This window comes from Streptomyces sp. NPDC014861, assembly GCF_043081625.1.
In the GTDB taxonomy this organism is placed as follows: Bacteria; Actinomycetota; Actinomycetes; order Streptomycetales; family Streptomycetaceae; genus Streptomyces.
This window is the reverse complement of sequence record NZ_JBIBWV010000014.1, coordinates 133,078-155,264: the sequence shown is the minus strand read 5'-3', so window position 1 is coordinate 155,264 and position 22,187 is coordinate 133,078. Positions and strand designations below refer to the sequence as shown.

Annotated in this window: 22 protein-coding genes; 10 read left to right on the top strand and 12 right to left on the bottom strand. The window is 71.8% G+C overall.

Features of this window, described 5'->3' with window-relative positions; genetic code table 11:
* Window positions 1–76: 76 nt before the first annotated feature.
* The gene (gene snpA / locus ACF1BN_RS25425) at window positions 77–724 is read left to right on the top strand and encodes a snapalysin (RefSeq protein WP_392333895.1); all 648 of its coding nucleotides are present in this window, start codon (window positions 77–79) and stop codon (window positions 722–724) included.
* 39 nt (window positions 725–763) lie between these two features.
* Here the strand turns inward: snpA and ACF1BN_RS25420 are convergent, their stop codons facing one another.
* The 4 genes from ACF1BN_RS25420 to ACF1BN_RS25405 all read right to left on the bottom strand — a co-directional run bounded on the left by ACF1BN_RS25420 (window position 764) and on the right by ACF1BN_RS25405 (window position 4,579).
* On the bottom strand, window positions 764–1,183 hold the full coding sequence (locus tag ACF1BN_RS25420; RefSeq protein WP_392333894.1) for a DUF6304 family protein: 420 nt from the start codon (window positions 1,181–1,183) through the stop codon (window positions 764–766).
* A 128-nt stretch (window positions 1,184–1,311) separates the two neighbouring features.
* On the bottom strand, window positions 1,312–1,893 hold the full coding sequence (locus tag ACF1BN_RS25415) for a dihydrofolate reductase family protein (protein ID WP_392333893.1): 582 nt from the start codon (window positions 1,891–1,893) through the stop codon (window positions 1,312–1,314).
* 102 nt (window positions 1,894–1,995) lie between these two features.
* Window positions 1,996–3,045, bottom strand: a complete 1,050-nt coding sequence (locus tag ACF1BN_RS25410) for a family 2 encapsulin nanocompartment cargo protein polyprenyl transferase (RefSeq protein WP_392333892.1) — start codon at window positions 3,043–3,045, stop codon at window positions 1,996–1,998.
* A 118-nt stretch (window positions 3,046–3,163) separates the two neighbouring features.
* A complete protein-coding gene (locus ACF1BN_RS25405) occupies window positions 3,164–4,579 on the bottom strand; it encodes a family 2B encapsulin nanocompartment shell protein (RefSeq protein ID WP_392333891.1) in 1,416 nt (471 codons plus the stop codon).
* Between the two features lie 266 nt (window positions 4,580–4,845).
* On the opposite strand from ACF1BN_RS25405, the gene ACF1BN_RS25400 reads away from it, so the two are divergent.
* Window positions 4,846–5,436 carry an N-acetylmuramoyl-L-alanine amidase gene (locus ACF1BN_RS25400; protein ID WP_392333890.1) on the top strand — a complete coding sequence of 197 codons (591 nt, stop codon included), beginning with the start codon at window positions 4,846–4,848 and terminating at the stop codon, window positions 5,434–5,436.
* A gap of 214 nt (window positions 5,437–5,650) precedes the next feature.
* Window positions 5,651–6,565: a 1-aminocyclopropane-1-carboxylate deaminase/D-cysteine desulfhydrase gene (locus tag ACF1BN_RS25395; protein WP_392333889.1), complete on the top strand. Its 915-nt coding sequence runs from the start codon at window positions 5,651–5,653 to the stop codon at window positions 6,563–6,565.
* Here the strand turns inward: ACF1BN_RS25395 and ACF1BN_RS25390 are convergent.
* Complete coding sequence (locus ACF1BN_RS25390) at window positions 6,562–8,157, bottom strand: Na+/H+ antiporter (RefSeq protein WP_392333888.1); 1,596 nt, start codon at window positions 8,155–8,157, stop codon at window positions 6,562–6,564. The two genes, ACF1BN_RS25395 and ACF1BN_RS25390, sit on opposite strands and share 4 nt — an antisense overlap.
* Window positions 8,158–8,292: 135 nt before the next feature.
* Between ACF1BN_RS25390 and ACF1BN_RS25385 the strand changes: the two genes are divergently transcribed.
* The 3 genes from ACF1BN_RS25385 to ACF1BN_RS25375 all read left to right on the top strand — a co-directional run bounded on the left by ACF1BN_RS25385 (window position 8,293) and on the right by ACF1BN_RS25375 (window position 10,304).
* A complete protein-coding gene (locus tag ACF1BN_RS25385; protein WP_392333887.1) occupies window positions 8,293–8,553 on the top strand; it encodes a UBP-type zinc finger domain-containing protein in 261 nt (86 codons plus the stop codon).
* 285 nt (window positions 8,554–8,838) lie between these two features.
* Entirely contained in the window at window positions 8,839–9,252 is a 414-nt protein-coding gene (locus ACF1BN_RS25380; protein ID WP_030492700.1) for an anti-sigma regulatory factor, read from the top strand.
* Window positions 9,253–9,335: 83 nt separating this feature from the next.
* Window positions 9,336–10,304, top strand: a complete 969-nt coding sequence (locus tag ACF1BN_RS25375; protein WP_392333886.1) for an RNA polymerase sigma factor SigF — start codon at window positions 9,336–9,338, stop codon at window positions 10,302–10,304.
* A gap of 2 nt (window positions 10,305–10,306) precedes the next feature.
* On the opposite strand, the gene ACF1BN_RS25370 is transcribed toward ACF1BN_RS25375, so the two are convergent.
* A complete protein-coding gene (locus tag ACF1BN_RS25370; protein WP_392333885.1) occupies window positions 10,307–10,750 on the bottom strand; it encodes a hypothetical protein in 444 nt (147 codons plus the stop codon).
* 123 nt (window positions 10,751–10,873) lie between these two features.
* Here ACF1BN_RS25370 and ACF1BN_RS25365 point away from each other — a divergent pair, with 123 nt between their 5' ends.
* Complete coding sequence (locus ACF1BN_RS25365; RefSeq protein WP_392333884.1) at window positions 10,874–11,842, top strand: diacylglycerol/lipid kinase family protein; 969 nt, start codon at window positions 10,874–10,876, stop codon at window positions 11,840–11,842.
* A gap of 318 nt (window positions 11,843–12,160) precedes the next feature.
* A complete protein-coding gene (locus tag ACF1BN_RS25360; RefSeq protein WP_003953983.1) occupies window positions 12,161–12,418 on the top strand; it encodes a WhiB family transcriptional regulator in 258 nt (85 codons plus the stop codon).
* Window positions 12,419–12,657: 239 nt separating this feature from the next.
* On the opposite strand, the gene ACF1BN_RS25355 is transcribed toward ACF1BN_RS25360, so the two are convergent.
* Both ACF1BN_RS25355 and ACF1BN_RS25350 read right to left on the bottom strand, forming a co-directional pair.
* Window positions 12,658–14,124 carry a sensor histidine kinase gene (locus ACF1BN_RS25355; protein WP_392333921.1) on the bottom strand — a complete coding sequence of 489 codons (1,467 nt, stop codon included), beginning with the start codon at window positions 14,122–14,124 and terminating at the stop codon, window positions 12,658–12,660.
* Window positions 14,125–14,479: 355 nt separating this feature from the next.
* On the bottom strand, window positions 14,480–15,076 hold the full coding sequence (locus tag ACF1BN_RS25350; RefSeq protein WP_392333883.1) for a TetR/AcrR family transcriptional regulator: 597 nt from the start codon (window positions 15,074–15,076) through the stop codon (window positions 14,480–14,482).
* Window positions 15,077–15,159: 83 nt separating this feature from the next.
* Here ACF1BN_RS25350 and ACF1BN_RS25345 point away from each other — a divergent pair, with 83 nt between their 5' ends.
* Both ACF1BN_RS25345 and nagB read left to right on the top strand, forming a co-directional pair.
* Complete coding sequence (locus ACF1BN_RS25345) at window positions 15,160–15,912, top strand: SDR family oxidoreductase (protein WP_392333882.1); 753 nt, start codon at window positions 15,160–15,162, stop codon at window positions 15,910–15,912.
* Window positions 15,913–16,300: 388 nt separating this feature from the next.
* The gene (gene nagB, locus ACF1BN_RS25340) at window positions 16,301–17,086 is read left to right on the top strand and encodes a glucosamine-6-phosphate deaminase (protein WP_392333881.1); all 786 of its coding nucleotides are present in this window, start codon (window positions 16,301–16,303) and stop codon (window positions 17,084–17,086) included.
* Window positions 17,087–17,164: 78 nt separating this feature from the next.
* Here nagB and ACF1BN_RS25335 read toward each other — a convergent pair whose 3' ends face one another.
* From ACF1BN_RS25335 to ACF1BN_RS25320, 4 genes are all read right to left on the bottom strand, one after another.
* Complete coding sequence (locus ACF1BN_RS25335; protein ID WP_392333880.1) at window positions 17,165–18,691, bottom strand: glycoside hydrolase family 3 protein; 1,527 nt, start codon at window positions 18,689–18,691, stop codon at window positions 17,165–17,167.
* Window positions 18,692–18,700: 9 nt separating this feature from the next.
* Entirely contained in the window at window positions 18,701–19,519 is an 819-nt protein-coding gene (locus tag ACF1BN_RS25330) for a carbohydrate ABC transporter permease (protein ID WP_392333920.1), read from the bottom strand.
* 59 nt (window positions 19,520–19,578) lie between these two features.
* Window positions 19,579–20,601: a carbohydrate ABC transporter permease gene (locus tag ACF1BN_RS25325; protein WP_392333879.1), complete on the bottom strand. Its 1,023-nt coding sequence runs from the start codon at window positions 20,599–20,601 to the stop codon at window positions 19,579–19,581.
* 126 nt (window positions 20,602–20,727) lie between these two features.
* Window positions 20,728–22,017: an extracellular solute-binding protein gene (locus tag ACF1BN_RS25320; RefSeq protein ID WP_392333878.1), complete on the bottom strand. Its 1,290-nt coding sequence runs from the start codon at window positions 22,015–22,017 to the stop codon at window positions 20,728–20,730.
* Between the last annotated feature and the right edge of the window lie 170 nt (window positions 22,018–22,187).

Genomic DNA, 22,187 nt, shown 5'->3' with positions numbered 1-22,187 from the left:
TCGGGGTTTGGCATCCTTCCCGGCGGCCTCCCGGGCCCCGAGACTCACTCCCGAACCCGATCAGGAGGAGCCCCCCATGCGACACCCCAAGGTCCTCACCCGTACCCTCACCGCCGCCCTCGGCCTCGGTCTCGCGGTCTCGCTCGGCGCCGCCGCGCCGGCCGCCGCCGCGCCCGACACCACCGCGCGGGCGTACGCCGGATACGCCGGCTCCGCGGCGGAGGCCGAGGCCAACCAGGCCTTCTTCGACGCCGTCATGCGGTCGGTGGCGGAGAAGCGGGCGGCGAACCCGTCCGCCGCCGCGGCCGTCACGGTCGTCTACAGCGCCGCCAACGCCCCCAGCTTCCGCACCCAGATCGCCCGTTCCACGCAGATATGGAACAGCTCGGTGGTCAACGTGCGGCTCGTCGAGGGCAGCAACCCGGACTTCCGCTACTACGAGGGGAACGACTCGCGGGGCTCGTACGCGAGCACCGACGGGCACGGCAGCGGCTACATCTTCCTCGACTACCGGCAGAACCAGCAGTACGACTCCACGCGGGTGACGGCCCACGAGACCGGGCACGTGCTCGGGCTGCCGGACCGCTACAGCGGTCCGTGCAGCGAGTTGATGTCGGGCGGCGGCCCCGGCACGTCCTGCCGGAACGCCACCCCGAACGCGCAGGAGCGGGCCCGCGTCGACCAGTTGTGGCGCTACGGGCTCGCTTCCGCCTTCAAGGGCTGACCGGCAGGGACCCCGCGAGGGGCCCCGGGGGCGCCGTGGTCACACGGCCGACAGGATCCGCCGGCCGAAGTCGGCGCCCTCGGGGAGCTGGCCGCGCAGCCGGGCCAGCGCCCCCTCGAAGTCGCCGCCGGCGACGACCGCCTCGAAGGCGGTGCCGCCGTAGTGCAGGGTCAGGCTGAGGTCGGCGCGCTCGCCGAGGGTGAGCAGGCAGCTGAGCGTGGCCTGTTGGGCGGTGCCGTCGGTGACGACGGGGAGCGGCAGGTCCCACTCCAGGACGCAGCCGGTGAGGGTCTCCCCGCCCTCACCGGCGGCGGTGAGCGCGGCGAAGCCCGCGCCTGTGTACTCGATTCCCCTGACACGGGCGGTGACCTGCCCGCCGTCGGCCGTGATGACGATCGCTTCCGCACCGCGGCGGTCCCGGTACCAGCCGGTCCAGACTTCTGTCGACTCCGATGACATGCGCGGACTGTAGCGGTATGACCGGCTCCGGCGCGCGGCCGGTCACCCTGTGGCCGGACTTCTCCCGTTCTCGCCGTTCTTGCCGGTGACCCGCGTGGTGCCTCGGAGGGTGGGCCGCGGACCGCCCGCTACCGCTTCCTGGTGTACGTGCGGACCAGCACGCCGTTGTCGAAGACGCGGACGGTACCGAGCTCGAAGTCGCGGGGCTCGAAGCCGGCGCCGAACATCGGCATGCCGGAGCCGTACACCTGCGGGTAGGTCTTGATGACCAGTTCGTCGATCTCGTCCACGAGCTCGCCGGCGACGACGGAGCCGCCGCACAGCCAGATGCCGAGCCCGCCCTCCTCGGCCTTGAGCTGCCGGATCCGGCCGACGAGGTCGTCGGCGATCAGCTCGACGTTCGGGTCGGGCGACTCGGTGAGCGAGCGCGTGGCGACGTACTCGCGGAGGTGGGCGTACGGGCTGGCGAGGCCGGCGTCCAGGGCGAGCCGGTACGAGCCGAACCCCTGGATCACGGTGTCGAAGTGCTTGTTGTCGGCGTCGACCCCGACCGCCTCCCGCATGTGGGCGGGGACGGTCTCGGGGTACTCGCCGTTCATCCATGCCTGGTACTCCTCGTTCACGAAGGAGTACATGGAGGTGGCATCGCCCTGCGGGTCGCCGATGAAGCCGTCGATGGAGCAGGCGATGTAGTACGTCAGCTTGCGCAAACCGGGTCCCGTTTCTCTGGGGGCATGACCGCGAGCGCGACCACGACAGACATAGTGCTTCATCTGTAGTGGTCGCGCAAGCCCGAAACGGGATCCGGTCCCTCAGCGGGTTCTGCGGGTCACGAACTCCGCGAGGGCGAGCAGATCTCCGGCCGCCGAGAGGTCCGGCACCGCGCGCGCCAGGTGCTCGACGGCCCGGCCCATCCGGTCGGCCGCCTGGGCCTGCGCCCAGTCCCGGCCGCCGGCGCGCTCGACGGCGTCGGCCGCGGCCCGCACCGCCCGCTCGTCCAGGGTGTCGCGGGCGTACAGCTCGGCCAGCTCCGCACCGGCGTCGGTGCCCGAGGTGAGCGCCGCGACGACGGGCAGCGACTTCTTGCGGGCGACGAGGTCGGCGCCCGCGGGCTTGCCGGTCCGCTCCGGGTCGCCCCAGATGCCGATGAGGTCGTCGATGAGCTGGAAGGCGAGCCCGGCCTCGCGGCCGAAGGAGTCGAGCGCCGCCACCTCCTCCTCCCCCGCGCCCGCGTAGAGCGCGCCGAGGGCGCAGGAACAGCCCAGCAGGGCGCCGGTCTTGGCGGTGGCCATGGCGAGGCACTCGTCGAGGGAGACCTCGCGGGGGCCCAGGGACTCGAAGGCGCAGTCCGCCTGCTGCCCGGCGCAGAGCTCGATGACACAGGCGGCGAGGCGGGCGGTGGCCGCCGCGGAGGAGGGGTGCGGGTCCTCGGCGAGCAGCCGGAGCGCGAGCGCGTTCATGGCGTCGCCGGCCATCAGGGCGTCGGGGATCCCGAAGACGGTCCAGGCGGTCGGGCGGTGACGGCGGGTCGGGTCCTCGTCGACGATGTCGTCGTGGAGGAGGGTGAAGTTGTGGGCCAGCTCGACGGCGGCCGCCGCCTTCACGGCCCGCCCCTCCTCGGCGCCCAGCGCGCGGGCGGCGGCGAGCACCAGGGCGGGGCGGATCGCCTTCCCGGCCTGGCCGGTCACGGGTGTGCCGTCGGCGTCCTCCCAGCCGAAGTGGTACATGGCCACACGGCGTATCGAGCCGGGCAGGGTGTCGACGGTGGAGCGGATCTGGGGGTCCACGGCGGTCCTCGTCCGGTCGAGGAGCGCTGCGGCGCCCGGCCCGTCGGTGACGGGATCCGCGGTCGTCAGCGTCACGGTCTTGGTCGTCCTTACTTCGCGGCGGGCCGCGCGGTGGGACGCGCGGCCGGTGGGCGGGGTTTCGGGTGGGGGCCGGCCGGGCCCCGGGGTGGGGCCCTGGACCCGGCCGGGGCCGTCAGCGGCGGCGGCCGATCTCGACGTTCTCCAGGACGCCGAGGGCGTCGGGCACGAGGATCGCGGCGGAGTAGTAGGTCGTGACCAGGTAGGAGATGATCGCCTGCTCGTCGATGCCCGTGAAGCGGACGGAGAGGCCGGGCTCCACCTCGTCCGGGAGGCCGGTCTGATGCAGGCCGACGACGCCCTGGTCGGACTCGCCGGTACGCATGCAGATGATCGAGCTGGTGCCCGCGGCGGTCACCGGGATCTTGTCGCAGGGGAAGATCGGGACCCCGCGCCAGGTCGGGATCCGGGTGCCGGCCACGTCGACGGTCGGCGGCACCAGACCCCGCCGGTTGAGCTCGCGGCCGATGGTGGCGACGGCCTTCGGGTGGGCGAGGAAGAGCGTGGAGTCACGGCGGAGGGAGAGCAGCTCGTCGAGGTCGTCGGGGCCGGGGACACCGTCGTGCGGCTGGATCCGCTGCCCGTGGTCGCAGTTGGCGAGGAGGCCGAACTCCTTGTTGTTGACGAGCTCGTGCTCCTGGCGCTCGCGCAGCGCCTCGACGGTGAGCCGCAGCTGGTGCTCGGTCTGGTTCATCGGGTGGTTGTAGAGGTCCGCCACGCGCGTGTGGACCTTGAGCACGGTCTGGGCGAGGCTCAGCTCGTACTCGCGCGGAGCGGCTTCGTAGTCCACGAAGGCGTGCGGGACGACGGCCTCGCCGACGTGACCCGCGGAGAGGTCGATGGCGGCCTCCCCGTAGCCGTTGACGGGCCGCTCCGGGCGGCCGGCGACCCCGGCGAGGTGGGAGGCGAGCGAGCCGGCGCGGGCGGCGAGCGCGGTCACGTCGGCACGGGTGAGCTCCAGGACCGTGCAGGCGGTCGCGGCGCGGGCGGTCCATTCCCAGGCGGCGTCCTCGGAGAGGAGGGCGTCCTCGCCGAGGTAGGAGCCGTCGGCGAGGACGCCGAGCACCGTCTCGTCGCCGTACGGTCCCTCACCGAGGCGCTCGACGCGGCCGTGCGCGAGGAGGAGGACGCGGTCGGCGGGGGCTCCGGCGACGGCGAGGACCTCGCCGGCGGCGAACTCGCGCTGGACGCAGCGGGCCGCGAGCTCGCCGAGGGCCGCCTCGTCCTCGTATCCGCGCAGGGCCGGCAGTTCGCCGAGCTCGGCGGGGATCACGGCGACCCGCTCGCCGGTCTGGACGAAGGTGACGCGGCCGTCGCCCACCGAGTGGCTGAGCCGCCGGTTGACCCGGTAGGCACCGCCCTTCGTCTCGACCCAGGGCAGCGTCCGCAGCAGCCAGCGGGAGGTGATCTCCTGCATCTGCGGGGCCGACTTGGTGGTCGAGGCGAGGTTCCGCGCGGCGGCGGTGCCGAGACTCTGCCGCGGAGCCTGCCGCTCCGCCAGGACCTCGTCGCCAACCGAACCAACGGACATGGAACTCCCTCTCGTACGTCTGGCTTGCGACAGGAAGCCTTTCAGCACGGAGCGTGGCGGCGCCATTACACAATCGGGTGGGACTGTTCGGTGATCTCCGGGGCATGTCGTCCGATTTCCCGCCGGACGGAGGAGGCCGCGACCCGGCCGAGGTGTCCGGATCGGCTCGCACACGGTCCGAACGGATGGCAGCGGAGGAACGGACTCCGGTACTCCGGAAGCTCGGTCCGTTCCGGCGGGAGCCGGAAGGCTGGAAGGAGCACGCCATGGCCGTTCCGCTGTCCGCGAGCAGGATCCTCGGCGCACTGCGCGGCGAGGGTCTCTCGGTCGTCGAGGTCGGCGACTGGTCCACCCACAACAGGAACCACAAGGGCCCCTGGGGGCCGGTGCACGGGGTGATGATCCATCACACCGTCACCCGGGGCACCGCGAACACCGTCCGCATCTGCCGGGACGGCTACGCGGGGCTGCCGGGCCCGCTCTGCCACGGCGTGATCACCAAGGACGGCACGGTCCACCTGGTCGGCCACGGGCGGGCCAACCACGCCGGACTCGGCGACGACGAGGTGCTGCGGGCCGTGATCGCCGAGAAGGCCCTGCCGAGGGACGACGAGGCCACCTCCGACGGCAACCGGCACTTCTACGGCTTCGAGTGCGAGAACCTCGGCGACGGCCAGGACCCCTGGCCCAAGGTCCAGCTGGAGGCGATCGCGAAGGCCTCGGCGGCGCTCTGCCGGGCGCACGGCTGGACCCACCGCTCGGTGATCGGGCACCGGGAATGGCAGCCGGGGAAGGTGGACCCGCGCGGCTTCACCATGGCGTCGATGCGGGAGCGGATCGCCGACCTGCTGCGCTGACACCCGGCCGGGGGCACGCGCGCGTACGGGGGTCCGTACGCGCGCGCAGGGAGGTTCCGGATCGGTACGCGCGCGGTGTTAGGGGCCGGGCTGTGCGCGCGTACCGAGGCCTTGTCTGTCTGTACGCGCGCGGGACGGTCGTCGCCGTGCGCGCGCGTGCGGCGGGTCCGGTGCCGGTGTGCCCGCCGTGCCGGCCGCCCGCGAGAATGGGCGGGTGGACACGTACGACCTCTCCGCCCTGCGGCCCCGGCTCCCTTCCCCCCTGGAGCCGGTGGAGGACGAGCGGTTCACCGGGCGCGGGCTGACGCTGCTCCTCAAGCGCGACGACCTCATCCACCCCGACCTGCCCGGCAACAAGTGGCGCAAGCTCGCGCTCAACCTCCGCGCGGCCGCCGGGCGGCCGGTGCTGACCTTCGGGGGCGCGTACTCCAACCACCTGCGGGCCACCGCCGCCGCCGGCCGGCTCCTGGGCTTCCCCACGATCGGGATCGTGCGCGGCGACGAGCTGGCGGGGCGGCCGCTGAACCCCTCGCTGGCGCGGTGCGCGGCGGACGGGATGCGGCTGGAGTTCGTGGACCGCGCCACGTACCGGTCGAAGCACGAGCCCTCCGTGCTCTCCGCCCTCCTCGAACGGGCCCCCGAGGGCGCCTACGTGGTCCCCGAGGGCGGCAGCAACGCGCTCGCGGTGGAGGGGTGCGGGGCGCTGGGGCGGGAGCTGTCCGGGCGCGCGGACGTGGCCGCGGTGGCCTGCGGCACGGGCGGCACCCTGGCGGGGCTCGCGGCCGGTTTCGACGGCCGGACACTGGGCGTGCCGGTACTGAGGGGCGGTTTCCTCGGCGCCGAGGTGCGGGCCCTCCAGGAGGCCGCGTACGGCGGCGCCCGCGGCGACTGGTGGCTGGACGAGCGGTTCCACTGCGGCGGCTACGGGCGCACGCCCCCGGCGCTCGCCGCGTTCGCACAGGATTTCGAGGCGCGGCATGGACTCGCCATCGAGCGGCTGTATGTCGCCAAAATGCTCCTCGCCCTGGTCTCGCTCGCCGAGGAGGGCGCCTTCCCGCCGGGAACCCGGATCGCCGCCGTGATCACCGGGGGCGGGGACGCGGCCAGGGGCGGGGACGCGGACGCCTAGTCCGTCTCCTCGCGGTGGGCGGCGGCCTCCTCCAGGTCGAGGCGGCGCAGCAGGGTGCGCATCATCTCGTCGTCGATGCGGCGCTCGTCGCGCAGCCGGACGAAGACCTCGCGCTCGGCCTCGATCATCTCGCGCGAGAGGCGGCGGTAGGTGTCGTCGGCGGTCTCGCCGGTGAGGTCGTTGACCGCGCCGAGGCGCTCCCAGACGCTGTTGCGGCGGCGCTCAAGGACCGTGCGGAGGCGGTCGGCGAGGGGGCCGGGGAGGGCGTTGCGCTCGTCGGTGAGGAGTGCGTCGAGCCGGGTCTGGGCGGCCCGGGACGCCTCGCTCTGGGCCTGCGCCTCGGCGAGGGTCTCCTGGTAGCGGTCGCGGCCCGGGAGCTTCAGGGCGCGGATCAGCGGCGGCAGGGTGAGGCCCTGGACGACGAGGGTGCCGATGACGGTGGTGAAGGTGAGGAAGAGGACGAGGTTGCGGGCGGGGAACTCGACGCCGTCGGTGACGACGGGGATGGAGAAGGCGATGGCGAGGGAGACGACGCCGCGCATGCCGGCCCAGCCGACGACCACGGGCGCCTTCCAGTCGACGCCGGGCTCGCGCTCCCGGACCCGGGCCGACAGCCTGCGGGGCAGGAAGGTGGCCGGGAAGACCCAGACGAAGCGGACCACGACGACGAGGACGAAGACCCCGAAGGCGTACCAGAGGGCTTCGCCGATGCCGTACGGGTCGAGTTCGCGGACGACGTAGGGCAGCTGGAGGCCGATCAGCGCGAAGACGGCGGATTCCAGGACGAAGGCGACCATCTTCCACACCGCCTCCTCCTGGAGGCGGGTGGCGAAGTCGACCTTCCACGCCTTGTGGCCGAGGAAGAGGCCGACCACGACGACGGCGAGCACTCCGGAGGCGTGGACCTCCTCGGCCGCCGCGTAGGCGACGAAGGGGATGAGGAGGGAGAGGGTGTTCTGGAGCAGGGGCTCGGTGAGCCGGGTCCGCAGCCAGTGGATCGGCACCATGAGGATCAGGCCGACGCCGATGCCGCCGACCGCGGCGAGGGCGAACTCGCCGAGGCCGCCGGCCCAGCTGACGCCCTCGCCGACGGCGGCGGCGAGGGCGACCTTGTAGGCGGTGATCGCGGTCGCGTCGTTCACCAGGGACTCGCCCTGGAGGATCGTGGTGATCCGGTGGGGCAGGCCCAGCTTGCGGGCGATGGCGGTGGCGGCCACCGCGTCCGGCGGGGCGATCACCGCGCCGAGGACGAGCGCGGCGGTCAGCGGCAGGTCGGGGACGAGGACGTACGCGAGCCAGCCGACGGCGACGGTGGCGAAGAGGACGTAGCCGACGGAGAGCAGCGCCACGGGCCGGATGTTGGCCCGCAGGTCCAGGTAGGAGGAGTCGACGGCGGCGGTGTAGAGCAGCGGCGGCAGGATCAGCGGCAGCACGATGTGCGGGTCGAGGGTGTAGTCGGGGACCCCGGGGACGTACGAGGCGGCCAGGCCGACCGCGACGAGGAGGAGCGGTGCCGGCACGGGGGTGCGGCGGGCGAGTCCCGCCACCGCCGCGCTCGCCGCCACCAGTGCCACCAGTTGCAATGCGTCCATGCCGCTCTCCGCCTCCCCGTTCCGACTCGTCCTCGCCGCGTCGCTCTCCGGTCCGCCGGTCCCGACCGCGCCCCCGGGCGGGGCGCCCGGTCGGGACCGGCCGGTCCGGGGCTTCCGCCACGTACCCTGGCCATCATGATCGAGTGCCCGCACGTAGCAGAAATGCCGCGCCCCGAGCCGGCCCCGCTCCACCGGACCTGCCCCGAGTGCCTGGCCGACGGCACCAACCCGGTGCAGCTCCGGCTCTGCCTGACCTGCGGGCACGTGGGCTGCTGCGACTCCTCGCCGGGCCGGCACGCGACCGGGCACTTCGACGCGACCGGGCACGCGGTGATGCGGACCTTCGAGCCGGGCGAGGCGTGGCGCTGGTGCTTCGTGGACGAGGCGCTGGTCTGAGCCGGGCGACCCTTTGGGGGCGGGGCGGTTCGAGCGGGGAGCCGCTGGGTACGTCACCCCTCCGCCGGTCGCCGCTTTTTTCACCCCCGCACACCCCTGGCCACCGTCCGCACCCATGGGCCTACCATGAGTGACGGACCTGATCGGGGGCCCGGGGGCTTGCGGCGACACGGCAGGATGGATCGCGATAGCGTCACGGCGGACCGCGCAGCCCCTGCGTGAGCCGCCCGGTCCGGGGGCCTTCCCCCGGGCCCCGAATGAGCTTGTGCCACCTTGGAGGTGAGGGTGTCCCAGATCGCAGGCGAGCCCGGGACCCAGGACTTCGTGGAAGTCCGGCTGCCCGCTGCGGGTGCCTATCTGTCCGTGCTGCGTACGGCCACGGCCGGCCTCGCGGCGCGTTTGGACTTCACCCTCGACGAGATCGAGGACTTGCGGATCGCGGTGGACGAGGCCTGCGCGATCCTGCTCCAGCAGGCGGTGCCCGGCTCGGTCCTGAGCTGCGTCTTCCGGCTGGTGGACGACTCCCTCGACGTGACCGTGTCCGCACCGACGACGGACGGCCGCGCCCCCGAGCGCGACACCTTCGCCTGGACGGTGCTGTCGGCACTGGCCGGGAAGGTGGAGTCCTCGGTCGCGGAGGACAACACGGTCTCGATCAGCCTGTACAAACAGCGCGGCGCGGGGCCAGGCCCGGCGTGAGGAGCGGGGACGCGACGGCCGGCATCCCCGGTCAGCAGGCGGCAGGGCCGCACGAGGTCGCTACGGAGCAGCAGGCGGACCAGATGAGCGAGCACGAGCAGCAGGACGAGGCTCCCCCGGCACAGGTACAGGCGCAGGTACAGGCGCAGACACCGGCACCGGCACCGGCCGGGAGCACCGTGGCCCCCGATGCCTCCGAGGTGCCCGAAGCGCCTGAGGCGCCTGAGGCCGAGGCGTCCGCCGGGGCCACGGCGGAGGGCGACGGCGGGAGCGACGGCGTGACCCGCGGGCCTCACCCGCAGGACCGCAGCGGCGCCCGCGCGCTCTTCGTGGAGCTGCGGTCGCTGCCGGAGGGCTCCCCGGAGAAGGCCGAGCTGCGCAACCGGCTGGTGCGGATGCACCTGCCGCTGGTCGAGCACCTGGCGCGGCGCTTCCGCAACCGCGGCGAGCCGCTGGACGACCTGACGCAGGTGGCGACGATCGGCCTGATCAAGTCGGTGGACCGGTTCGACCCGGAGCGGGGCGTGGAGTTCTCCACGTACGCGACGCCCACGGTGGTCGGCGAGATCAAGCGGCACTTCCGCGACAAGGGCTGGGCGGTCCGGGTGCCGCGCCGGCTCCAGGAGCTGCGGCTGTCGCTGACGACCGCCACGGCGGAGCTGTCGCAGCAGCACGGGCGGTCACCGACCGTGCACGAGCTGGCCGAGCGGCTGGGGATCTCCGAGGAGGAGGTCCTGGAGGGCCTGGAGTCGGCGAACGCCTACTCGACGCTCTCCCTGGACGTTCCGGACACGGACGACGAGTCCCCGGCGGTCGCGGACACGCTGGGCGCGGAGGACGAGGCCCTGGAGGGGGTCGAGTACCGGGAGTCGCTCAAGCCCCTCCTGGAGGACCTGCCGCCGCGGGAGAAGCGGATCCTGCTGCTGCGGTTCTTCGGGAACATGACCCAGTCGCAGATCGCGCAGGAGGTCGGCATCTCGCAGATGCACGTCTCCCGGCTGCTGGCCAGGACCCTGGCGCAGCTGCGGGAGAAGCTCCTCGTGGAGGAGTGAGGTCAGCTCTCCCGGCCGGGGCGCCGGATGCCGAGCGCCTCGGTCGTGGCCGGGTTGACCAGCATGACGAGCCCGGTCACGGCGAGGACGGCGAGGACGATCCCGTAGGGGATCACGCCGTCGGTCTGGAGCATCTGCCAGGCGACCGGCAGGGCGAGGATCTGGGTGATCACGGCGGGGCCGCGGCTCCAGGAGCGCATCCGCCACAGGCCGAGGGCGGCGGCGAGCGGGATCAGGCCGAGTGCGAGCAGTGTCACACCGCCGGTCACCCCACCGGTGAGGTCGGCGTCCCCGTCGAGGAGCGTCCGCACCAGCACGTAGGCACCGCCGGCGAGGAGCCCGACGGCCTCGACCAGGGCCACGCCCGCCGCGGCGGCCAGCCGGTTCGGGCGGGGGGCCCGCTCCGTGCCGTTCTGCTCCGTACTGCTCTGCTCCGCACTGCTCATGAGAGGCAGCGTAACGGGGGCGGCCGGGGAGCCGGGGCCGGGACCCTGGCCGGGCTCGGGCGGAGGTGTCCGGGGATCGGGCGGGAGTGGGATCGGTACTTCCGGGTAGGTACGCTGGCGGTCATGCGCGCACTTCTCGTGGTCAACCCGGCAGCCACCACCACCAGTGCCCGCACCCGTGACGTGCTGATCCACGCGCTGGCCAGCGAGATGAAGCTGGAGGCCGTCTCCACCGAGTACCGCGGGCACGCCCGGGACCTCGGCCGGAGGGCGGCCGAGTCGGGGGAGATCGACCTGGTCGTGGCCCTCGGCGGCGACGGCACGGTGAACGAGGTCGTGAACGGACTGCTGCACCACGGCCCCGATCCCGAGCGGCTGCCGGGCCTGGCGGTGGTGCCGGGCGGTTCGACCAATGTCTTCGCCCGCGCGCTGGGGCTGCCGAACGACGCCGTGGAGGCGACCGGCGCCCTGCTGGACGCGCTCCGCGAGCGGAGAGCCCGGACGGTGAGCCTCGGGCTCGCGTCGGGAACCCCGGGGACGCCGGACGAGGAGGTGCCGGAACGCTGGTTCACCTTCTGCGCCGGCCTCGGTTTCGACGCGAGCGTGATCGGCCGGGTCGAACAGCAGCGCGAGCGGGGGAAGCGGTCCACCCACGCGCTCTATCTGCGCCAGGTGTTCCGCCAGTTCCTGGAGGAGCCGAACCGGCGGCACGGGACGATCACCCTGGAGCGGCCCGGCGCCGAGCCGGTGCAGGATCTGGTCCTCTCCATAATCTGCAACACCTCCCCCTGGACCTACCTGGGCAATCGCCCGGTGTACGCGTCCCCGGAGGCGTCCTTCGAGACCGCGCTCGACGTGCTCGGACTGAGCCGCCTGTCGACGCCGGCGGTGGCCCGGTACGCCACTCAGCTGCTGACTTCCACCCCCGAACGGGGGCCTCGGGGCAGGCACGCCACGACTCTCCATGACCTGACCGACTTCACCTTGCATTCGAAGGCGCCCCTCCCCCTCCAGATGGACGGAGACCACCTGGGGCTGCGTACGAGCGTGACGTTCACAGGCGTACGCCGTGCACTGCGTGTGATTGTGTGAGTGGAAGGGCCGAAAGTCCTTGCACTCGAACGTTTAGGCGCGCATCCACCCCTTAGAAGTACGGCTGTGACCTAGCCGACACCGAGGAATCAAAAAAAACTTTCCGGAAGGGGTTGTATCCGCTGCCGAGGTTTGCGAGTCTCTTCTTGGCGATCGGGACGGCCCGCAAGACCGGCCTCCACTGAAAGCCAGAACCCCTCCTCAAACCAAGGACCACACCGGTTCATCCGGCAGTCGGCCCTTCACTTGTTGAGGGATTCGTGAAAGCGTTCACATTCACAAGCAACTTGCACGTAATAACCAAGAGAGGTAGCAGCCATGGACTGGCGTCACAACGCCGTTTGTCGTGAGGAAGACCCCGAGCTGTTCTTCCCCATCGGCAACACCGGTCCTGCGCTGCTGCAGATCGAGGAAGCCAAGGCCGTCTGCCGCCGCTGCCCCGTCATGGAGCAGTGCCTGCAGTGGGCGCTCGAGTCCGGCCAGGACTCCGGCGTCTGGGGTGGCCTCAGCGAGGACGAGCGCCGCGCGATGAAGCGCCGTGCCGCCCGCAACCGGGCGCGCAACGCCAGCGCCTGAGCCACCTGCACAGCCTGAGGCTGAGGCGGCGCGTACACCGTGTACGCAATCACCGCCCCCCGAGCCGCAGCGCGCAGAGCAGTAAAGCAGTGCAGCAGTAACCCACAGCATTCGAGCCCCGGACCGATTCACTTCGGTCCGGGGCTCGCTGCTGTCCGTGGTCACGGAACGCCTGTCGACAAGGATCCCCGTGATGACGGTTCGTGTGATCGCGGGGTCACGTCATCACGGGGACGGGCTCACTTCTGCGGGCGCACCGGGATGTCCAGGACCACCTTGGTGCCGCCCTCACCGCCGGGCCGCATGTCGAACGTGCCGCCCAACTCCCCTTCCATCAGGGTCCGTACGATCTGGAGGCCGAGGTTGCCGGCCTTCTGCGGGTCGAAGCCCTCGGGCAGGCCGCGGCCGTCGTCCCGCACGGTGATGAGGAGCCGGGCGTCCGGTCGGGGCTCGCCGCGGACCGCGCTGACCTCCACCGTGCCGTGCTCACCGGGGGCGAAGGCGTGCTCCAGGGCGTTCTGGAGGATCTCGGTGAGGACCATGGAGAGCGGGGTGGCGACCTCCGCGTCCAGGATGCCGAAGCGGCCGTTGCGCCGGCAGGTGACCTTGCCCGGTGAGATCTCGGCGACCATCGCGATGACCCGGTCGGCGATCTCGTCGAACTCGACCCGCTCATCCAGGTTCTGGGACAGCGTCTCATGGACGATGGCGATCGAACCGACGCGCCGGACCGCCTCGTTGAGCGCCTCGCGCCCCCGGTCGGAGTCCATCCGGCGGGCCTGGAGGCGCAACAGGGCGGCCACCGTCTGGAGGTTGTTCTTCACCCGGTGGTGGATCTCCCGGATGGTGGCGTCCTTGGTGATCAACTCACGCTCGCGGCGGCGCAGTTCGGTGACGTCCCGGAGCAGGACCAGGGAGCCGATCCGGCTCCCCTTGGGCTTGAGCGGGATGGCCCGCAGCTGGATGACCCCGCCGCTGCCCTCCACCTCGAAGTTCCTCGGGGCGTAGCCGGAGGCGAGCTTGACCAGCGCCTCGTCCACCGGGCCTCGGGAGGGGGCCAGTTCGGCGGTGATCTGGCCGAGGTGCTGGCCGACCAGATCGGCTGCGAGGCCGAGCCGGTGGTACGCGGAGAGCGCGTTGGGCGAGGCGTACTGGACCATGCCGTCGGCGTCCAGGCGGACCAGCCCGTCTCCGGCCCGCGGCAGGGAGTCCATGTCGGACTGCTCGCCGGGGTAGGGGAAGGAGCCGGCGGCGATCATCTGGGCGAGGTCGGAGGCCGACTGGAGGTAGGTGAGCTCCAGCCGGGAGGGGGTGCGGACGGTCAGCAGGTTGGTGTTGCGGGCGATCACACCGAGGACCCGGCCCTCGCGGCGCACCGGGATGGACTCGACCCGGACCGGGACCTCCTCGCGCCACTCGGGGTCGCCCTCGCGGACGATCCGGCCCTCGTCCAGGGCCGCGTCCAGGAGCGGACGGCGGCCTCGCGGGACGAGGTGGCCGACCATGTCGTCCTGGTAGGAGGTGGGGCCGGTGTTCGGCCGCATCTGGGCGACGGAGACGTACCGGGTGCCGTCGAGGGTGGGGACCCACAGGACGAGGTCGGCGAAGGAGAGGTCGGAGAGCAGCTGCCACTCCGACACCAGCAGGTGGAGCCACTCCAGGTCGGAGTCGCTCAGGGCGGTGTGCTGGCGGACGAGGTCGTTCATGGAGGGCACGGTGCGAGCGTACCCGCGGAATTAACGGCTGGTGAACCTGGCTCTTCGGGGCCGCGTGTTGGAGGATGGGCCCGGAAACACCGCGTTCAGGTGGATGGACAGACAAGAATGGTCTAGTCCACAATGGACGCATCGAACTCCACACAGCCTCCATCCTCCCCGCACAGGAGGATGGACGAGGTACCCGGCGCTCTCTGCCCTGACTGCGCCGAGACCTCCCTTCACGGCCGAGGGTCCGCACACCCCCGGCCGGGCACACCCGGGCTGCGGTGCCGGGCGGGTTGAGGGTCCCGCCAGGCGCCGCGGCCCGCGGTCGTTCTGAGGCCGGTTCGCGGAGCCCGCGCCGTCAGGACGGGGGCCAGGCGAGCATCGCCGCCTCCGCCACCGCCGTCAGCTCCTCCGCCGTCGCCCCGTCGCGGGCCTGCTGGGACATGCCCTGGAGCACCGCTCCGCTCAGGCGCGCCAGCACGCGGGGGTCGGTGGCGGCGGGCAGCTCCCCGGACTCCACGTCCTGGCGGATCCGGTCCTCGATGCCGGCCAGGTTGGCGTTCCGCCGGGCCCGCAGGGACTCCTCCACCTCGGGGGTGGAGCAGTTGATCGCCGCCGAGATCACCAGGCAGCCGCGGGGATGGCCGGGCTCCGTGAAGTGGAGGGCGGCCTCGCGGAGCATCCGCGCGACGCCGGCGCGGGCCGTCGGCTCCTCCGCGAAGGCCCGGGCGCCGAAGGCTCCGTGCGAGAGCGCGTACTCCGCCACGACCTCCTCGAAGAGCGTCCGCTTGTCACCGAAGGCCGCGTAGAGGCTCGGGGCGCTGATGCCCATGACCCGGGTCAGGTCGGAGACGGAGGTGGTCTCGTAGCCCCGCTCCCAGAAGGCCATCGTCGCCTGCTCCAGGGCCGTGGGCCGGTCGAAGGAGCGGGGGCGGCCGCGCTGTTTCGTCGCCATGGGGTGAATTCTATAGCGCGCGTTAGGGATCATGGGGTACGGTTTTTCTGTAACGACCACTAGGAAATGAGGGGGGCGTCGCCATGGGCGTGCTCACGGGGAAGACGGCACTGGTCACGGGCGCGAGCCGGGGCATCGGGCGGGGGATCGCCGAGCGGCTCGGCCGGGACGGCGCACGGGTCGCGGTGCACTACGGGAGCAACGAGGCCGCGGCGAAGGAGACGGTCGCGGCGATCGAGGCCGCGGGCGGCGAGGCGTTCGCGATCGGGCAGGAGCTGGGGGTGCCGGGGGACGCCGCGGCGCTCTGGGCCGCCTTCGACGCGCGGGCGGACGGGCTGGACATCCTGGTGAACAACGCCGGCATCGCGGCCTCGCGCCCCTTCGGGGCGATCGACGAGGAGGAGTTCGACCGGGTCTTCGCGGTGAACACGAAGGCGCCGTTCTTCCTCGCGCGGCTGGGCGCGGAGCGACTGCGGGACGGTGGCCGGATCGTCAACGTGTCGACCGGGCTGAGCAGGACGGCGCTGATGCCGGACCTGATCGCCTACTCCATGTCGAAGGCGGCCCTGGACGTCTTCACCCGCGACCTCTCGAAGCTGCTCGGCGGGCGCGGGATCACGGTCAACTCGGTGGCGCCCGGGATCGTGGACACGGACGTCAACGCCGGATGGCTGCGCGGCAGCGAGGAGGCGTGGGCCGGGGCGGCGGCGCACTCGGCGCTCGGCGGGGTCGGGAGTCCGGCGGACATAGCCGACGTGGTGGCGTTCCTCGCCTCGGACGAGGCCCGCTGGGTGACGGGGGCCTGGATCGACGCCACGGGAGGCTCCCTGGCCTGAGCTGGCCCCGGGCGCGGAAGGGACCGAAGGGGGACCGAAGAGGGATCGAAGAGGGGCCGAAGTGGGGCGGGGAGGAGCGGGAGGAGCGGGCGGCCCGGGCGGAGGAGGGGGCCGGGGGGCGAGGAAGGGGCGGCCCCCCCCCCCCCGGGCGAGGAGGGGCCGGACCGGGGCCATGAGGGGGTGGGGCGGGGCGGGCGGAGGAGGGGCGGGGTGGCCCGGGTGGCTGGTGGGGCGGGGGCGGTCGACCATGGAGAGGGGCCGGGCGGCGCGGGCCGTCCGGGGTGCGGAACGGCATGGGGAGACGGGCCTCACTCTGCTAGATTGGGACTTTGATTGGTCTATACCACATGGCCCCTCCCCAGCCCCTCACCAGATCGGCAGGCACAGCGTGGAAGTTGTCATCGTCAAGGACGCCAAGGCGGGCGGAGAGCTCATCGCGGACGGCATCGCCGACCTCCTGCGCCGCAAGCCCGACGCGCTGCTCGGCGTGGCCACGGGCTCGACCCCGATCCCGATCTACGACGCCCTGACCGCCCAGGTCCGGGCCGGCTCCGTGGACGCCTCCCGGGCGCGCATCGCCCAGCTGGACGAGTACGTCGGCCTGCCGGCCGGGCACCCGGAGTCGTACCGCTCGACCGTCCTGCGCCAGGTCGTGGAGCCGCTCGGCCTCCCCGAGGACCACTTCATGGGCCCCGACGGCTCCGCCGAGGACGTCCAGGCCGCCTGCGAGGCGTACGACAAGGCGCTGGTCGACGCCGGCGGCGTCGACCTCCAGATCCTCGGCATCGGCACCGACGGGCACATCGGCTTCAACGAGCCCTGCTCCTCGCTCGCCTCCCGCACCCGGATCAAGACGCTGACCGAGCAGACCCGGGTGGACAACGCCCGCTTCTTCGACAACGACATCGAGCAGGTCCCGCACCACGTCATCACCCAGGGCATCGGCACCATCCTGGAGGCCCGCCACCTGGTGCTGCTCGCCACCGGCGAGGGCAAGGCGGAGGCCGTGGCGCAGACCGTCGAGGGCCCGGTCGCCGCGCTCGTGCCGGCCTCCGCGCTCCAGCTGCACCGGCACGCCACCGTGGTCGTGGACGAGGCCGCCGCCTCCAAGCTGAAGCTCGCGGACTACTTCCGCCACACCTACGCGAACAAGCCCTCCTGGCAGGGCATCTGATCCCCGCCGGGGCGCACGCGAGAGGGGCCCGGCACCTGTTCCCAGGTGCCGGGCCCCTCTCACGTACTCCTCCGGGCGTCAGACGCCGGTGCCGACCACGGCCTCCGCTGCGGCCCGGCCGCAGACCCGGGCGGCGCCGTGGGTCGCGATGTGCAGGGCCCCGCGCGGCTCGGCCTCGTTGAGCCCCATCTCGACGACCACGGTGTCCGGGCGGACGGCGACCAGGCCGTCGAGGGCCGCGGTCATCCACGGGTGCCGGTGCAGGTCACGGACGACCGCGACGATCCGCCGCTCCCCCGCCGCCGCGAGCACGGACTCCACCGTGGCCTCGGCGTCGAAGGAACCGGACTCCGTGCCCGGCAGCAGCCGGTCCAGCTCGGCGGCGACGCCCCACGGGGTCTCGTCGCCGACCGCGAAGTTGGCGACCGGGGTGAACGAGGCGACGAACGGAGCGCTCGACACCGGGGTGTAGAGCTCGGCGCCCTTGGTGATCCGCAGGGCGCGGCGGGCCGCCACCAGTCCGATGTCGGCACCGGGCGCGGTCCCCTCCTGCACTGCCGCGCCCGGCACCGAGCCGGCCCCCCTCGCCCGGTGCGCCTGGGTCCAGGCCGCCAGGGCGCGCACGCGCGCCGCGGCGTCGGCCAGCCGCTCCTCGGGCAGTTCACCGCTCCGTACCGCTTCGACCAGCGCGTCGCGCAGCCGCAGCACGGTGTCCTCGTCGCACAGCCCGCCACCGACACAGATGGCGTCGGCGCCCGCGGCGATCGCGAGGACGGACCCGCGCTCGATGCCGTAGGTCGCCGCGACGGCCTGCATCTCCATGCCGTCGGTGACGATCAGACCGTCGAAGCCCAGCTCCTGGCGGAGCAGACCGGTGAGGATCTGCGGGCTCAGGGTGGCCGGACGTTCGGTGTCGAGCGCGGGAAGCAGGATATGCGCGCTCATGACGGCTTTGGTACCCGCGGCGATGGCCGCGCGGAAAGGCACCAGCTCACGGGCGTGCAGTGTGGCGAGGTCCACATCGATCCGGGGCAGCGCGTCGTGCGAGTCGACGTTGGTGTCGCCGTGTCCGGGGAAGTGCTTGGTGCAGGCCGCGACCCCGACCGCCTGGAGGCCGTCGACGTACGCCACGGTGTGGCGGGCGACCAGATCCGGGTCCGGTCCGAAGGAGCGGACGCCGATGACGGGGTTCTCGGCGTTGGAGTTCACGTCGGCCGAGGGGGCCCAGTTGAGGTCGATGCCGCAGGCGATCAGCCGGCGGCCGAGCTCGCGGGCGACGGCCCGGGTCAGCTCGACGTCGTCGACCCGGCCCAGGGCGTAGTTGCCCGGGAAGGACGAGCCGTCGTTGACCTCCAGACGGGTGACGTCGCCGCCCTCCTCGTCGATGGCGACGAGGACGTCGTCCCGCTCGGCCCGGAGCTGGGCGGTGAGGCGGGCGAGCTGGTCGGGGCTGACGACGTTCCGGCCGAAGAGGCCGACCGACGACAGGCCCTCGCCGATCCGGCGGAGCAGCCAGTCGGGGGCGGTGGTGCCGACGAAGCCGGGCTGGAGCACCGTGAGCGCGTCACGGGTCAGGGTGTCCGAGCCGTGCAGGAGTGTGGTCATGGGGCGCCGTTATCCCTTCACCGCGCCGGCGGTCATGCCGCCGACGGCCTTGCGCTGGAGGAAGAGGAACACGATGAGCACGGGCAGGGCGAAGAGCGTCGAGGCGGCCATGGTGGCGCCCCAGTCGTCGCCGAACGCGGTCTGGAACTGGGTGAGCCAGAGCGTCAGGGTCTGGTTCGTCTTGTCCTTGTTGAGCACGAGGACCATGGCGAACTCGTTCCAGGCCGTGATGAAGCCGAAGAGCGAGGTGGACATCAGGCCCGGGGCGAGCAGCGGGAAGATGACCTTGCGGAAGGCCTGGCCGCGGGTGCAGCCGTCGATCTGGGCCGCCTCCTCCAGCTCGACCGGAACGGCGGCGATGAAGCCGCGCAGGGTCCAGATGGTGAAGGGCAGGACCATCACGAAGTAGATCGCGGTGAGCAGCGGGATGCTGTTCAGCATCGAGTTGTCACGGGCGATCATGTACATCGCGATGACCATGACCTCCCAGGGGGCCATCTGCGCCATCATGACGATGAGGACGATGCCCTTGCGGCCCTTGAACTTCATGCGGGCGATCGCGAAGCTCGCGGCGAGGGCGACGAGCAGGGCCAGGACGACGGCGCCGACCGTGACGATCAGGCTGTTGGTGACGTACGTCCAGAAGAGGTCGACCCCGGTGGCCGTCGAGTAGTTCTCGAAGGTCGGCGTGAAGAAGAAGACCGGGTCCTTGGTCAGGATCTCGCTCTGCGGCTTCAGCGAGGACGAGAACATCCAGTAGACCGGGAAGACGAAGATCACCGAGAGGACGATCGCGGCGGCGTTCTTCGCCACGGTGCCGACGGTCAGCGGCTTGCGGGTGCGGAGCTTCTGCGGGGTCCGCGCCTGGGGGGTCTGTGCGGTGGTGCTCACTGCTCGTCCTCCTGCTTCAGGATCAGGCGGAAGTAGAAGGACATGGCCACGAGGAGCATCACGATGGTGAGGATCGAGATGGCCGCCGCGACGCCGTAGTGCTGCTGGCTCATGCCTTCGATGTACGCGAAGACGGGGAGGGTCTCGGAGGCGCGGTCGGGGCCGCCCTGGTTCATGGCGTAGACCTGGGTGAACGCCTTGAAGACCCAGATGATCTCCAGGAAGGTGGTGATCATGAAGAAGGGCTTGAGGTTCGGGAAGACCACGGCCCAGAAGGTCCGCCAGCCGCTCGCGCCGTCCATGCGGGCCGCCTCGTACAGCTCGGAGCCCACGGTGGTGAGGCCGGCGTACATGTTGAGGGCGACGAAGGGGACGGAGCCCCAGACGACGAGCGCCGTGATGATCACGAAGGTGGAGAAGCTGGTCTCGAACCAGTTGTGCTGCTCGTAGCCGGAGAAGCCGAGCGTGCGCATCAGCCAGTTGGCGACGCCGTACTGCTCGTCGAAGAGCCACCGGAAGATGGTGACGGAGGCGACGATGGGCATGGCCCAGGCGAAGGCGAGCGCCAGGGAGAGCACCAGCCGCATCTTCTTGCCGAGGCGGTTGAGGAGCAGGCCGATGCCGGTGCCGATCGCCATGATCAGGGCGACGTTGGCGGCGGTGAAGAGGACCGAGCGGAGGACGACGGTCCAGAAGTCGGGGTCGCTCAGCAGCTCCGTGTAGTTGTCGAAGCCGACCCAGGGGGTCTCTCGGCGGATCAGTTCACGCCGGTTGACCGACTGGAAGGAGAGGATCAGGTTGCTGACGAGCGGGTAGAGCAGCAGCACCGCCATGGACAGCAGGGCGGGCGTGACGAGCAGGTACGGCAGTAGCCCACCGGGCAGCGAACGCCTGCCGCGCGAGGGCTGAAGGGATTCCTTCGCGCCGGAAGGGGGTGGCGGAGTCTGCGACTTCCCTGCCGCCCTCCCGGGCGCGTCCTGGGAACCGGCGGTCGCCGTCCCCTGGGAGTCCACGGTCATGGTCTTCTTCCTCGCGGTTCTGGGGCTCCCGCGCCCACCGGGGCACGGCCCGGGGGAGCGGGCCGCAATCACTGCAACGCCCTGGTGGCGTGGCCGGGGGAAGCCGGCCACGCCACCGGGGTGGGATTACTTCTCGTTGATGCGCTCGGCGATGACCTTGTCGGCCTCTTCGCCGGCCTTCTGCGGGTCCTCGCCCTTCAGGACCTTGGTCATGTAGCCCTTGATCGGGTTGGGCTCGGTCTCGACGTTGGCCCAGCCGCCCGTGATCGGGGTGATGCGACCGACCTCGGCGACCTTGACCATGGCCTCGGCGAAGGAGCCGGCCTCAGGGGTGACCTGCGCGGACGTGTCGACGGGGATGATGCCGCCCTTGTTGGCGGTGCCGTACGACTCCAGCTGCTTCTTGTTGGTGACGAAGGCCAGCCACTCCTTCGCGAGCTCCTGGTTCTGGGAGCGCTCGGCGACGGCGAGGTTCGAGCCGCCGAAGAAGACGGAGCCCGGCTTGTCGGCCGTCTTGCCCGGGATCGGGAAGTAGCCGAAGTCGGACTTCTTGCCGGCCTTCTCGATGGCGGCGATCGCGCCGCCGGCCTCCCAGCCGAGACCGATCCAGGACGCGACGCCGCCCTTGGGAACGACGTCCACGGACTGCTGCGGGGTGGCCTCGTCCTTGTCCTTCGGAGCGGTCGAGTAGGACTGCAGCTCCTTGTAGAAGTTCATCGCGGCGGCGGCCTGCGGGGTGGCCAGGCCACCCTTCCACTTGTCGCCGTCCTTGACCGCGAGCTCGCCGCCCTCGTCCCACAGGAAGCCGGCGAGGACGTACCAGCTCTGGCCGGGCAGGTAGATGGGCTGCGACTTGGCGTCGGCGGCCTTGAGCTTCTTGAGACCCTCGACCCACTCGGTGCGGGTCTTCGGCGGCGTGACGCCGGCCTTCTTGTACGCGGCCTTGTCGTAGATCACGACGCGGCTGGCGGCCCACCACGGAGCGGCGTAGAGCTTGCCGTCCAGCTCGGCCGAGGGCAGCATGCCCTTGCTCCAGTTGTTGTAGCCGAGCTTCTCCTTGTCGCCGGAGAGGTCGGCCAGACCGCCGGAGACGGCGTAACCCGTGGTCTGGGTGTTGCCGAGCTCCAGGACGTCCGGCGGGGTGTCCTCGGAGAGGGCCGTGGTGACCTTGGTCTGGATGTCGGTCCACTGCTGGACCTCGACCTTGACCTTGACGCCGGGGTGGGCGGCCTCGAACTCCTTGTTGACACCGTCGATCCACTCCTTGGGAGCGGAACCGTCCATGACCCAGACGGTGAGCGACTTGTTGCCGCCCTCGGCCTTGTCCTTGTTCTTGTCACCGCTGTCGGAACCACACGCAGCGATAGAGACCATCATGCCCGCGACGCCGATCGCCGCGATGAGCTTGCGCTTCACGCCACCCTCCTCAGGGATGCCTGCAACCCCTGCCCACCGCGCGAAGACATACGTCAGGTAGTGCTCGTGGGGCTGGGACCTGGTCTTTAATGGTTTAGACCAGTACCCGGAGCTTGGCCTAGACCTTTGGGGGTGTCAAGGGTGTATAAGAAGGGCAGTCGCGTCCGTTA